This is a genomic window from Tateyamaria sp. GN1-10, from assembly GCF_055693845.1.
Map to the genome: position 1 here is coordinate 234,315 of NZ_JBVFUR010000004.1, position 11,914 is coordinate 246,228.

Genomic DNA, 11,914 nt, shown 5'->3' on the forward strand with positions numbered 1-11,914 from the left:
CGCACCTCTTGCCTCATTCAAACAACGCGCCAATTGTCACGGGCAACCCCATCTGCGCAAGAGAGCATACTACTGTCCGACCCGACCAATGCCCCAATTTGTCCGCTCTGTGGCCGTCCTATCCCACCAGACGTGCCGCAAAGCCTGCATCACCTGATCCCGATGCTAAAGGGTGGCAAAGGCGGCGATCCTCCTTTTGGTGGAGTTGAGACGGAGGGGGGTGACATGCGCCCAACTTGTTGAAAAGATGATCGATATTGGAATCAGTGAGGAAGAGATGAACGCCACCGAAAAGCTGTCCCGCGGGAAGTTTTGAGCGACGTTCATGTTGGCATGTTTAAAGGCGATTGGGTCAAGTCACTTTTACTTGGATTAGGGTTTCTTACGCTCGTCTTGGTTTGGGCCGCGTTCTATGTCGGCTCTGAAATTGGTGAAGCCAGAGGAGAACGCAATTATCACTCCATCAGCTATGAGAGACATGCCAGTGATGAGATACGCAACACCTGCCTGACGGGTCAGGGTGGCGATATTGCGGAATGCATATCCAGAGTGGTAAAGGCCACAAATGAAGATCAACGCGCCGAACATGACCTAATAGCTCAATCGGAAATGGCCCGATGGGCAGCCTACATGTTCGTGGCCACTGTGATAATGGCCATTATCACTGGTGTCGGCGTGATTTTTGTTTGGCTCACCCTGCGAGCTACCGCCGACGGCTTGGCCGTCATGCGCGACGAACAAAGGCCTTGGGTTTCGTTTAAAGATTTCAAGGTAACAAAAATCGATATCTTTAGTGCTGATGATGAGGGGACCGAAGTCGGCGTTACCTTTGACTTTTGCCTCGAAAACTGTGGCTCCGGTCCCGCTCTTGGAGTGATTGTCCATCACCGCCTTCAAGACGCTCTCAGTCATGATGGTAAGGGTATTGAAACTGTCACTTCTTTCCGTCAAAGCGATCTGGCAATGACGGGGAAAGCTGGTTTCACCGTTTTCCCTGGACAAACAAAAGTGATGGGTTTTGGTCGCGCAGATGCTTATCCGAAGCGCGTCAAGGAAGGGAAACCCAACACGCTACCGATACAGGTAAGACTGTTTGTTTACTACAGCGACGGTCGCGGTGTTCGGTACGAAACCGTCCAAAGCTTCGAGCTTTTCTTTCGCGATAACATACGCCTTAACGAAGCGATCATCTTGCGCCCCGACCTTATTGAAGAACTCAATGTGGTTGAAACTGGGTATAGCAGCGCGACATAGCGCTAGCGCCTTAATCATAGCTCTCACCGCTTAGTGCGTTTGAGGCGTAAGGCCGAACTGGCCCGCGACTACAACACGCCCGAGGCACTGCGCGCGCATCCCCGCTTGGCCAAGTTCTTTGCATGGGTGGCAAAACGTCCACCGGGCTTTGCATCAAAGGTCCCGGGGGCCCGCCGCAAGCGTTAGCGTTTGCGCGGGGACGTATCGACTGTGCGCTTTTCCTCCAGCCGAATGCTAACGTCACGCAATACGCCTGAAACCAGCAATTCTACACGCTCACACGTCGTCAGTTCCCGCGAACCTTGAGCAGGTTTGGGGTCGCGCCGTGGGTAGTTTATGCGTGAGTCGCGGGCCATTGATAGAAAGCCTACAACGTGTAACGTAAAGTTGACAACCGTTGTGTCTGAACTATCTACACATGGCCATTATTGCGCGCGCCGTTTCACTCTTTGCCGCCGCAATATCGATACATAACTGCTGAGCCCGATCCAACACGGCCCCGTTCTCGACCAGTTCATCGACCAAGCCAAATTCATAAGCTGTTGCGGCAGGTAACTTTTGACCACCGAGGAAGATCATCTTGGTCCGTGCGGGACCGATCAGTGCCGCCATGCGGACCGGATCACTGGGTTGTGGCAGGTACCCCAGCTTCATGACCGGATAAAAGAACTTGGCAGATGGCACGGCAATGCGCAGATCGCAGGCCAACACCATTCCGGTGGCACCGCCCGCCACCGTTCCGTTCAGGGCCGCAATGGTCAGGCCGGGCAATTCAGCGATGGCCCCCGACAGTTCCTCCCACAAGGGAGAGGTTGCCAGACCCGCGCGCGCCGCATCCAGATCAGCCCCCGCGCTGAACACTTTGCCTGTCCCGGTCAGGATGACAGCGGCGGCCTGCTGTGCATCTCGCGCAGCGTCACGCAAATCGACCAGCATCCGTTCGGTCAGCGCCCCCGCCTTGTCTGGGCGGTTGATCGTGATGGTCCAGATCGGGGCAGAACGGTCAACTACGATCATGTCAGACCCACCCGCGCGCGTATGTCGGGATCTCTCAGGGAAATCTCTTGGCCGACCCAATCGTCTGCATCGGGGGAACACATCCAAAGGAGCGCCTTGGCGGGCCAGTCGGCTGGAATGTGATCGGACCAATCAAGCTGACTGACCGGGTTGATACCGCTGGCCTTGATCTCGCGTTGCATCTGAGTGGCGACGGTGCCGGGCGACAGTCCCATAGCGCGGATACCTGAGCCCGCGTTTTCCTTGTCCACGCATCGGGTCAGCATGGCGGCTCCGGCCTTGGACGCGCAGTAATGCGACCAGGCTTCGACCGGGCCATGCGCAGCGCCGGAACTCACGGTCAAGATCGTGCCGCCCCCTGCCTTCAACATGAAGGGTAGGGCCGCACGCATGCCATAGAAGACGCCTTTGAGGTTGATGTCGATCGCGTGGCCCCAGGCATCCGGGTCGGCATCGGACAAATGAGAGATGGGTTCAATCACGCCAGCGTTGCCGACTAGCACATCCAGACCTCCGAACTGGCGAACCGTGTCGTTCATAGCACTTTCGACGGCAGCATAGCTGCTCACATCACAGGGCAGAGCGATGGCTTGCGTGCCAATTTCTGCAGCCAAGGCAGCGACAGCATCGGAACTGCGCGCCACAAGGGCAACATTTGCCCCGGCTTGGGCAAAGACGCGGGCCGTGTCTGCGCCTATCCCGCGGCTGGCACCGGTGATCAACGCCGTCTTTCCGCTCATATCCTGCATTCTGTCCTCCACTTCATAGACTTGGTCTTGTGGTACGGACAACAGCGGCTTAGGTCCAGCCTGCGGCCTTGACGCTCCGCGCACTGTCCCGGACGATATGGCCAAAGCTGTTTAAGGATTCTGATATGTCTCGTATTTCTCGTCTTTTTTCCGGTACCGCCTTGGCGCTCTGCCTGCCCGCCAGTGCCGCTTTAGCGGATCTGACAGCCGAGGAGGTATGGGCCGACTGGCAATCTTACATGTCCAGCGCCGGCTACACTATTACAGCATCCGAAGCAGTCGAAGCCGGGAGCGTTTCCGTATCCGACATGACCCTGGACGTGGAATTTGCGGATGACACTGGTGCGGGAGCCTTCAAAGTGGTGCTTGAGTCCATCAACTTCGTCGAGCAAGGCGATGGCACTGTGGCAATCGAACTGCCCACAAACACAACAATGAACATGTCCTTTACGCCGGAAACCGGTGAAGACGTGACAGTAGCTGTCGATTTTGACCAAACCGCGCCGAGCCTGGTTGCGTCCGGTGATCCGGGCGACCTGACATACACCTATGCGGCTGAAGCCGCACGCATGGCCTTGCAAAGCCTCACAATCGACGGCGTTTCGGTTGGCCCCGAGATCGCGCAGGTGGACGTGACCATGACCGATCTGGCACAGGTCGTTCAAACGTCCGTGGGCGAAGTGCGAAAGATGTCGCAGGACATGTCCATCGCATCCGTCGACTATGACTTCGCGTTCAACGATCCGGAAAGCGACGACAATTTCCAGATTAAGGGCGTGATGAACGATCTGAAACTGGACGGCACAGGCGACCTGCCCATCGAAACAGATGTTCAGGACATGAACGCAATGCTGAACGATGGCTTTCAGGCGCAAGCGTCTTTCACCACGACCGGTGGCAACTACGACATGTCGTTCAGCAGCGAGGAGGATGGAAGCGGCACCGCCAACGCGACATCGACCGGTGCGGAGTTTGACTTCTCCATCGGACCGGATGGCCTGCTGTACGACGTGGCGCAAAGCGGTGTGGACATGAACATGCTGCTCACAGAGCTGCCGCTGCCCCTGTCCTTCTCGGCCGCAGAGATCGGTACACGCTTCCTGTTGCCTTTGCAGAAGTCCGATGACGAGCAGGATTTCGGCATGGCTGTCACGCTAACCGATTTCTCAATGTCAGATGCGATCTGGAGCTTGTTTGACCCAACTTCGCAACTGCCCCGGAACCCAGCGACACTTGTTGTCGATCTGAGTGGTAAGGCAAAGGTGCTGTTTGATTTCCTGGACCCCGACCAGGCCGAAGCGCTTGAGCAATCCGATACAGTGCCCGGAGAATTGAACGCACTGACAGTCAACAAGCTTGAGCTTGACGCGGTTGGCGCGCGTCTGACCGGTGCCGGTGACTTCGTGTTCGACAACACCGATCTGACCACATTTGATGGCATGCCGCGCCCTGAAGGCGCGGTTGATTTGACGCTGGTCGGTGGCAACGGGCTGCTCGACAAGCTGGTGGGCATGGGCCTGCTGCCCGAGGACCAGGCCATGGGTGCCCGCATGATGATGGGCCTGTTTGCCGTACCTGGTGAGGGCGAAGACACCCTCAACTCGAAAATCGAAGTCAACGAAGAAGGCCACGTGCTGGCCAACGGTCAGCGCATCCGCTGACGCAAACATGCGGGGCGGCGCCTGTCGCCGCCCTTGCACCTTACCCCCTGCACCGCTACCTCAGGCCCAAGATTGCGGAGCAGACCAATGACCCCACCCGACCTGTCGACCCTAAGCCAACGCTTGCTGGACGCGGCCAAATCCGCCGGCGCAGACGCCGCCGATGCAATTGCAGTTCAGGGTACATCCCTGTCTGTGGATGTACGCGCAGGGGCACTGGAACAGGCCGAACGGTCCGAATCCATCGACATCGGCCTGCGCGTATTTGTTGGGCAGAAACAGGCCAACGTCTCGGCCTCAGATATCAGTGATCGCACAATCGAAGAAATGGCAATGCGGGCTGTCGCCATGGCTGGTGAAGCGCCCGAAGACCCCTTTGCAGGGCTTGCCGAGCCGAGCCAGTTGGCGACCGATTGGGACATTGAAGCTCTCGAACTAAACGACGCGTCGCCAGAACCAGCCGCCGAAGACCTGCAATCCGATGCGCTTGCAGCCGAAGCAGCCGCGATGGACGTGCAGAATATCAGCCAAGTCGAGCAAGCCTCGGCCGGTTATGGCGCGCGCAACATATGGCTGGCGGCCAGCAATGGGTTTTCCGGGGGCTACCGTCGCACCGACCGGGCGCTGAGTTGTGTTGCCATCGCAGGTAGCGGCACAAATATGGAGCGGGACTACAGCGGCGACAGTCGTATCTTTCAATCTGACCTGCGCAACGCAGAAGACATCGGAACCGAAGCAGGCATGCGCACAATTGATCGCATCGGCGCCCGGAAACCACCCACCGGCACCTACCCGGTGCTGTTCGACGAACGGATTTCATCGTCACTGATTGGTCATCTTTTGGCGGCTGCAAACGGGTCAAACATTGCACGTGGGTCGTCCTGGCTACGCGAGAAGCTGGGACAACCTGTATTGCCGGAGGGCCTGAACCTGGTTGAAGACCCGCACCGCCCTCGTACGTCGGGTACGCGTCCCTTTGACGCCGAAGGCTTGCCAACGCGCCGCCGAACCATTGTTGAAAACGGCGTTCTGACCGGCTGGACACTTGACCTTTCAACCGCGCGGAAGTTGGAAATGGCGCCCACAGGCAATGCAGCACGGGGCACATCCGCCCCGCCTAGCCCATCCAACTGGAATGTAACGTTGGACGCGGGCACCGCCACGCGCGACGACCTGATCCGGGATATGGGTACCGGGTTACTCGTCACCTCGATGATCGGTTCAACCATCAACCCGAACACCGGCGACTACTCGCGCGGGGCGGCCGGGATGTGGATCGAGAACGGAGAGATCACATACCCGGTCAATGAATGCACCATTGCGGGCAACTTGATCGAGATGCTGCGCCAAATGACACCAGCCAACGATGCACGCGCACATCTGAGCCGCGTGGTCCCGTCCTTGTTGATCCCGAGCATGACCCTTGCCGGCAGCTGATCTGCCCCTTTTGATCGATGCCGCCCGCATCGCGGGGCGGGTTGCGACCAGCTTTGTCGGTCCATCTGCGGCCCGGTGGGACAAACCCGACGATGCAGGCCCTGTAACCGAGGCCGACCTGGCCGTGAACGATGCCCTTGCATCAAGCCTACGCCTTGCGCGTCCAGATTATGGCTGGCTGTCGGAAGAGACGGAAGATGACGACGCTCGCCTTTCGGCTGACACGGTTTTTATCATCGACCCAATCGACGGAACACGCAGCTTCGTCGAAGGCGGACGGACCTGGGCCATCTCAATTGCCATCGCACACAAGGGACAGATCAGCGCTGCCGTCATCTATTTGCCGCGCCGTGGCAAACTCTATGCCGCTGGCATTGGTTTGGGGGCCACGTTGAATGGCGCATCACTGACAGCGACACAGGCTGGCATGGCACCTGACAGCACCGTTCTGGCTGCACGACCCACGTTCCATGACAAGCACTGGCGCGATGGCGCCCCGCCAATTGATCGGCATTATCGCCCGTCGCTTGCGTATCGTCTGTCGCTTGTCGGCCAAGGCCGGTTTGACGGGATGCTCACCCTGCGGCCCAGTTGGGAATGGGACATCGCGGCTGGTGCGCTGATCGTGACAGAGGCAGGCGGCAGGATCACGGACCGCACGGGAGCACCATTGCGTTTCAACAACGCCCATCCGGCTTTGAATGGTGTCGTCGCGGCGGGACCGCATCTTCACAGCGCATTGGTTGGTCGGTTGGGGCCTGTCCGTTAGACCTGATTACCTTGACCCTCCGACCCATATGCGCAAACTGCGCGCGGCATGCCCAGCCCATAGTTAAAGGAAATTGCAATGACACAGCGCCTGCACCTCGTCTTTGGTGGCGAACTGGTGGACCCGTCCCGGAACGTGTTCAAGGACGTTGACGACTTGCATATCGTCGGGATTTTCCCGAACTACCAGGCAGCCTACGACGCCTGGAAATCCGAAGCGCAGCGCACCGTCGATAACGCGCACATGCGTTACTACATTGCGCATCTCCACCGCCTGCGCGACGAAGAGAACGCTGCAACTGCAACCGAAGAACTCGGCTGATAACCACGTGCGCGGATCGCTTGGGCTGTCGGCCTATCGCACAGTGTCAGGGCGGCGCGCGCCGCCCCCTTTGCACCCACTCGGGACAGACCATCCGGTGAACTGGTTTGGATTCATGCGGCCGAACCGGGCAACAACCGTGCGCTCAATGATCTGGCCCATCGGCTGACCGCAATGCGACCTGGATGCAGCGTTTTGTTAACGGCAGCGCATGATGATTTTGGCGACCGCGGCTCTGACTGCATCTGGCAGGAATCAATGCCGCCCGATCATCCCGTTGTTACAGACGCGTTTATCGCCCACTGGACGCCCGATGTTCTGATCTGGGCGTGGGGTGATCTGTTGCCCAACTTGATCCTGTCGGCGGCCGAGAAGGGTACCCACATGATGTTGGTGGATGCTGCCCGGGATGGATTTGAAAGCAGACGTGACCGGTGGCTACCGGAAGTGCCCCGCGCCCTTCTTGCGCAGTTTGACCACGTCACCGCGCGCGACGAAGACGCGCATCTCCGTCTTGCGCAGATGGGTCGCCCGATCTCTGCAATGGAATTGGCACAGCCGCTGCATCCTTTTGGCAAAATGATGCCCGCTGTCGACACCGATTTGGCAGATTTGGCGGCTGCGCTCGGGGGGCGACCGACATGGCTGTCTGCACGCACCTCGCCGGCGGAATGTCCAAGCGTATTGGCAGCGCATAAAACGGCGCTCAAGGCATCGCACCGGTTGCTGCTGGTGCTGCACTTCTCCGATCCGGCGCAAGCGCAAGAAGCGGAAAAACATGCAAGCGATCAGGGACTACGCGTCGCCAACTGGGCCGACAGTGCCTTTCCGGACGAGAACACGCAAATTCTGATCGCTGACGAAGATGCCGAACTCGGGTTATGGCTGCGCGTAGCCACCGTAACGTTCCTGGGTGGGTCAATGAGAACTGGTTCAGACGTATGTGACCCTTACTCCGTTGCAGCACATGGAACGGCTATCATTTACGGTCCCCATGTCGGCCCCCATGTCGATGCTTTCACGCGATTGATGAATGCGGGTGCCGCCCGGATCGTGAATGATACCACGTCACTCGGTCGGGCTGTGGGTCAGATGATCACACCCGATCACGCCGCACATATGGCCATGGCCGGATGGGATGTGGTGACACGCGGCGCGGACAGTCTCGACCGGATCATCTCGCTGACGCAAACCCGCCTTGACGCACGACACAAAGGAAAACCCTGATGCGGGCCCCGGCTTTTTGGTCCAAGCCGCAACCCGACTGGCGGGCGCGACTGCTGGCACCGCTTGGCGCGCTTTATGCACGTGCCACGGCACACCGCATTGCCCAAGGCATTCCAGAAAAGATGCCGGTTCCCGTCATCTGCGTCGGCAATGTAAACGCAGGCGGCACCGGCAAGACACCCACGGTGATGGCAATCGCCGAACGACTAAGGAACGCCTTTCACGACCCTCATATTGTCAGCCGTGGCTATGGTGGCACCGAAACTGGCCCCGTTGAGGTAAACCCGACCCAACACAAGGCCGAACAAGTTGGGGACGAACCGCTACTGCTCAGCGCCTTTGCCCGGACATGGGTTGCGCGCGACCGCGCTGCTGGCGCACAGGCTGCCATTGCAGCCGGGGCGACGGCAATCATCCTGGATGATGGTTTCCAGAACCCAACCCTGCACCAAGACATATCCATCGTAGTTGTGGATGCCGAAACCGGCTTCGGCAACGGTCTGTGCCTGCCGGCAGGACCATTGCGCGAACCTGTGGAAACCGGACTGGCGCGGGCGGACATGATATTGTCGATCGGCCCGAAAGAGGCACAAAACCAGTTTGACACCAGCCGCCTTCCACAAGCGTTGCCGCACATCCGCGCCGACCTGCAGCCGCTGCAAACCGGGATGGACTGGACGAACACACCAATGGTCGCCTTCGCCGGGATCGGACGACCGGACAAGTTTTTTAACACCTTGCACGGGCTTGGAGCAAACGTCGTCCGCACCGAAGCACTCGGCGATCACCAGAAACTCAGCACTGCATTCCTGACTCGTCTGGAACGCGAAGCACGCAGCATCGGTGCACAACTGGTCACAACGGAAAAGGATGCAGCGCGATTGCCGGCCGCTTTCCGATCAAGGGTCATCACCCTGCCCGTCAGACTCGTCTTCGAAAACCCGGACCAATTGGACGCGAAACTCAACGCGCTGCTAAAACCAACTTCTTCTGACTGAAAATACCACCGCCGGAGGCGCAAACCCAGCCGCGGGACGCGGATGGAAAACATCATGTCGCGCGTTAGCGCGTCTATTCGACAGATACAAAAGGCGCAGTGCCCGCCCATCAGGCCGGGCACTGCATATCAGATCAGCTGCCTGCCGCCTCGTCGATCAGGCGGGACATCTCGTTGTAAGCCATGTTGTTGTACTTGGTGCCGTTGATGACAAAGCTTGGGGTCGAGTTGATGCCATCCTCTGCCGCGTTCTGCTGATACCAAGCGACAAGTGTACGAAGGTTGTCAGCATCTGTCAGGCACGCCTCAATCGTGTCACCCGACAGACCGGCCAAGCGACCGATTTTGCGCAACTCATCCGCGATTTGTGCTGGATCACCGCCTCCTGCACGCGCCCATTCAGACTGCCCGGAATACAACATATCCGTAACACCAAAGAAGGTTTCAGGCGTGCCAGCGCAGCGCGCAATGGCCGAGGCCCAAAGGCCAAACCGGTCAAAGTACACTTCGCGGTAGATGAAGTTGACCTTGCCTGCATCGATATAGTCCGACTTGAGTTGCTTGTACGCACCGGTGTGGAAAGTCGCGCAGTGCGGGCAGGTGTAGCTCGCATACTCAATCACTGTGACAGGCGCATCTGGGTTGCCCAACTGCATTTCGACCACCGATGACGTGTCGATATCATCCGATGCTTCCTGTGCATTGGCCGCACCAAGCAAGCGCTCGGCCTGTGCCTGTTCCTGCGCGCTCGGCCCGCTGGATTGCATCGAACTATAAAGGAAATACCCTCCAACGCCGACAACAACGGCGAGGATAGCAACGATACGGTTCATGTGCGTGTTCCTTGTTTTTCTTTTGTAAGGATATGTGCGCCCAGCCGTTCCAGGGCCGCGCGCAATGTTTCGTCTTCGACAGGGGCAACAACATCGGCTGCGGCTTGCGTCATTTCAGGTGCCGGTTGCGCCGGTCCTGCATTCTTTGGAAGATGCTCAAAGGCGACTTGCCCATCGGCAAAACCGGTGGCCGCTGTTTGCGTGATCCGAATACGCGCAATGGCATTGTAGCCATACACCGCGTTCACCCGTTCGCGCAGCTGGTCCTTCTGCATCTCCAGCATTGGGGCTTGTGCCCCCGTGGTCAGCAGGGTCAACGTCGCCCCCATACCAACACGGCCATAGCTGACCTCGACCGGGCGAGCGATGGCAGCCACGTCTGCCCCAGCCACTTCAGCCCAATCTGTCAATAGGCGGCTTTGGGCAAAACCCCGGCTTTCGCTGGCCTGCCGAATCCGCCCGGTCAGCAAAGATGCTGTCCGTTTGAACCCTTTTGTACTGGCACGCCGCATGGCCATGGCTATGTTCCCTGTCACTCACTCGTGATCATAGCGGATCAATGCATGATCACCAGCAATCTCAATAGGAGAGCCATAACTCTTGCGTGACCTCAGCAATGAACTTCTGGACTGGTACGACGTCCACGCCCGCAAGATGCCTTGGCGGGTTGGCCCGGCAGACAGGAAAGCGGGCGTGCGTCCGGACCCTTATGCCGTCTGGATGTCCGAGATCATGCTACAACAAACCACCGTTGCCGCCGTCACCGAATACTTCAAACGGTTCATCGCGCGCTGGCCTACGGTAACCGACCTCGCGACAGCGGAAGACTCGGAGGTCATGGGAGAATGGGCTGGGCTCGGCTACTACGCCCGCGCCCGCAACCTGTTGAAATGCGCACGCGCCGTTGTCGCCGATCACGATGGCGCATTTCCTGCTGACCACGCCGCCCTGCTCAAACTGCCCGGCATCGGCCCCTATACGGCCGCTGCCATTGCATCGATTGCCTTTGGCTTGCGGCACGTCGTGGTCGATGGAAATGTCGAGCGAGTCATGGCGCGCATGTTCGACGAACATACCCCCTGCCCGCATCCAAGCCGATCCTGACCGAACACGCCGACAAGCTGACACCACAGAACCGCCCGGGTGACCACGCACAGGCGGTCATGGATTTGGGGGCCACCATTTGCACCCCCAAGTCGCCAGCTTGCGGCATTTGCCCCTGGCGCGATCCGTGCAAGGCGCGTGCGGCGGGAACGGCACCAGAACTGCCGAAGAAAACCCCGAAGAAAGCCAAGCCGATCCGGCACGGCACTGTCTATCTTGCCCAGCGATCAGATGGCGCATGGTTGGTCGAAACGCGCCCGGACAAAGGGCTGCTGGGCGGCATGATGGGCTGGCCCGGGTCAGATTGGGTAGACACCTCGCAACCACGCCCCCTGAACGCGCCGCTTGAGACCGACTGGATCAAGCTGGAAGGAGAGGTGCGGCACACCTTCACTCACTTCCACCTGATTCTCGATGTGATGGTCGCCACGGTCAGCAACACGGAACCCGAGCGCGGATATTACCTTCCCCGAGGCAAATTCCGGCCCTCCGACCTTCCAACCGTGATGCGTAAGGCCTTTGATCTGGCACAGAAGTGACGACAC

Annotated in this window: 12 protein-coding genes and 3 pseudogenes; 11 read left to right on the forward strand and 4 right to left on the reverse strand. The window is 58.9% G+C overall.

Features of this window, described 5'->3' with window-relative positions:
• Positions 1 to 72 precede the first annotated feature (72 nt).
• From ACZ1HN_RS02990 to ACZ1HN_RS03005, 4 genes and pseudogenes are all read left to right on the forward strand, one after another.
• A pseudogene (locus ACZ1HN_RS02990) lies at positions 73 to 186 on the forward strand (HNH endonuclease); the annotation flags it as partial.
• 34 nt (positions 187 to 220) lie between these two features.
• Positions 221 to 316, forward strand: a complete 96-nt coding sequence (locus ACZ1HN_RS02995) for a hypothetical protein (protein WP_472726434.1) — start codon at positions 221 to 223, stop codon at positions 314 to 316.
• A complete protein-coding gene (locus ACZ1HN_RS03000) occupies positions 313 to 1,254 on the forward strand; it encodes a hypothetical protein (RefSeq protein WP_472726435.1) in 942 nt (313 codons plus the stop codon). The genes ACZ1HN_RS02995 and ACZ1HN_RS03000 overlap by 4 nt, the downstream gene beginning before the upstream one ends.
• Before the next feature lie 48 nt (positions 1,255 to 1,302).
• A pseudogene (locus ACZ1HN_RS03005) lies at positions 1,303 to 1,440 on the forward strand (HNH endonuclease); the annotation flags it as partial.
• A gap of 222 nt (positions 1,441 to 1,662) precedes the next feature.
• Here ACZ1HN_RS03005 and ACZ1HN_RS03010 read toward each other — a convergent pair.
• Positions 1,663 to 2,271 (reverse strand): enoyl-CoA hydratase/isomerase family protein, encoded by a 609-nt coding sequence (locus ACZ1HN_RS03010; protein WP_472726436.1) that lies wholly within the window; start codon positions 2,269 to 2,271, stop codon positions 1,663 to 1,665.
• The gene (locus ACZ1HN_RS03015; protein ID WP_472726437.1) at positions 2,268 to 3,020 is read right to left on the reverse strand and encodes an SDR family oxidoreductase; all 753 of its coding nucleotides are present in this window, start codon (positions 3,018 to 3,020) and stop codon (positions 2,268 to 2,270) included. The genes ACZ1HN_RS03010 and ACZ1HN_RS03015 overlap by 4 nt, the downstream gene beginning before the upstream one ends.
• Positions 3,021 to 3,145: 125 nt before the next feature.
• On the opposite strand from ACZ1HN_RS03015, the gene ACZ1HN_RS03020 reads away from it, so the two are divergent.
• From ACZ1HN_RS03020 to lpxK, 6 genes are all read left to right on the forward strand, one after another.
• The gene (locus ACZ1HN_RS03020; RefSeq protein ID WP_472726438.1) at positions 3,146 to 4,681 is read left to right on the forward strand and encodes a DUF2125 domain-containing protein; all 1,536 of its coding nucleotides are present in this window, start codon (positions 3,146 to 3,148) and stop codon (positions 4,679 to 4,681) included.
• 87 nt (positions 4,682 to 4,768) lie between these two features.
• Entirely contained in the window at positions 4,769 to 6,118 is a 1,350-nt protein-coding gene (locus ACZ1HN_RS03025) for a TldD/PmbA family protein (RefSeq protein ID WP_472726439.1), read from the forward strand.
• Positions 6,105 to 6,887: a 3'(2'),5'-bisphosphate nucleotidase CysQ gene (locus ACZ1HN_RS03030; protein WP_472726440.1), complete on the forward strand. Its 783-nt coding sequence runs from the start codon at positions 6,105 to 6,107 to the stop codon at positions 6,885 to 6,887. The genes ACZ1HN_RS03025 and ACZ1HN_RS03030 overlap by 14 nt, the downstream gene beginning before the upstream one ends.
• A 78-nt stretch (positions 6,888 to 6,965) precedes the next feature.
• Complete coding sequence (locus tag ACZ1HN_RS03035) at positions 6,966 to 7,208, forward strand: DUF4170 domain-containing protein (protein WP_299202908.1); 243 nt, start codon at positions 6,966 to 6,968, stop codon at positions 7,206 to 7,208.
• A gap of 15 nt (positions 7,209 to 7,223) precedes the next feature.
• Entirely contained in the window at positions 7,224 to 8,435 is a 1,212-nt protein-coding gene (locus ACZ1HN_RS03040; RefSeq protein ID WP_472729265.1) for a 3-deoxy-D-manno-octulosonic acid transferase, read from the forward strand.
• Positions 8,435 to 9,433, forward strand: a complete 999-nt coding sequence (gene lpxK / locus ACZ1HN_RS03045) for a tetraacyldisaccharide 4'-kinase (protein WP_472726441.1) — start codon at positions 8,435 to 8,437, stop codon at positions 9,431 to 9,433. The genes ACZ1HN_RS03040 and lpxK overlap by 1 nt, the downstream gene beginning before the upstream one ends.
• A gap of 133 nt (positions 9,434 to 9,566) precedes the next feature.
• Here the strand turns inward: lpxK and ACZ1HN_RS03050 are convergent, their stop codons facing one another.
• Both ACZ1HN_RS03050 and ACZ1HN_RS03055 read right to left on the reverse strand, forming a co-directional pair.
• Positions 9,567 to 10,265 carry a DsbA family protein gene (locus tag ACZ1HN_RS03050; RefSeq protein WP_299202917.1) on the reverse strand — a complete coding sequence of 233 codons (699 nt, stop codon included), beginning with the start codon at positions 10,263 to 10,265 and terminating at the stop codon, positions 9,567 to 9,569.
• The gene (locus tag ACZ1HN_RS03055) at positions 10,262 to 10,783 is read right to left on the reverse strand and encodes a DUF721 domain-containing protein (RefSeq protein WP_472729266.1); all 522 of its coding nucleotides are present in this window, start codon (positions 10,781 to 10,783) and stop codon (positions 10,262 to 10,264) included. Before ACZ1HN_RS03055 ends, ACZ1HN_RS03050 begins: the two co-directional genes overlap by 4 nt.
• Before the next feature lie 136 nt (positions 10,784 to 10,919).
• Between ACZ1HN_RS03055 and ACZ1HN_RS03060 the strand changes: the two are divergent.
• Positions 10,920 to 11,908 (forward strand): annotated as a pseudogene (locus ACZ1HN_RS03060) (A/G-specific adenine glycosylase).
• Positions 11,909 to 11,914 lie beyond the last annotated feature (6 nt).

Coding starts and splice junctions, on each gene's coding strand:
- ACZ1HN_RS03025 (WP_472726439.1), top strand. CDS start 4,769: ATGACCCCACCCGACCTGTCGACCCTAAGCCAACGCTTGCTGGACGCG.
- ACZ1HN_RS03055 (WP_472729266.1), bottom strand. CDS start 10,783: ATGGCCATGCGGCGTGCCAGTACAAAAGGGTTCAAACGGACAGCATCT.
- lpxK (WP_472726441.1), top strand. CDS start 8,435: ATGCGGGCCCCGGCTTTTTGGTCCAAGCCGCAACCCGACTGGCGGGCG.
- ACZ1HN_RS03010 (WP_472726436.1), bottom strand. CDS start 2,271: ATGATCGTAGTTGACCGTTCTGCCCCGATCTGGACCATCACGATCAAC.
- ACZ1HN_RS03015 (WP_472726437.1), bottom strand. CDS start 3,020: ATGCAGGATATGAGCGGAAAGACGGCGTTGATCACCGGTGCCAGCCGC.
- ACZ1HN_RS03020 (WP_472726438.1), top strand. CDS start 3,146: ATGTCTCGTATTTCTCGTCTTTTTTCCGGTACCGCCTTGGCGCTCTGC.
- ACZ1HN_RS03035 (WP_299202908.1), top strand. CDS start 6,966: ATGACACAGCGCCTGCACCTCGTCTTTGGTGGCGAACTGGTGGACCCG.
- ACZ1HN_RS03050 (WP_299202917.1), bottom strand. CDS start 10,265: ATGAACCGTATCGTTGCTATCCTCGCCGTTGTTGTCGGCGTTGGAGGG.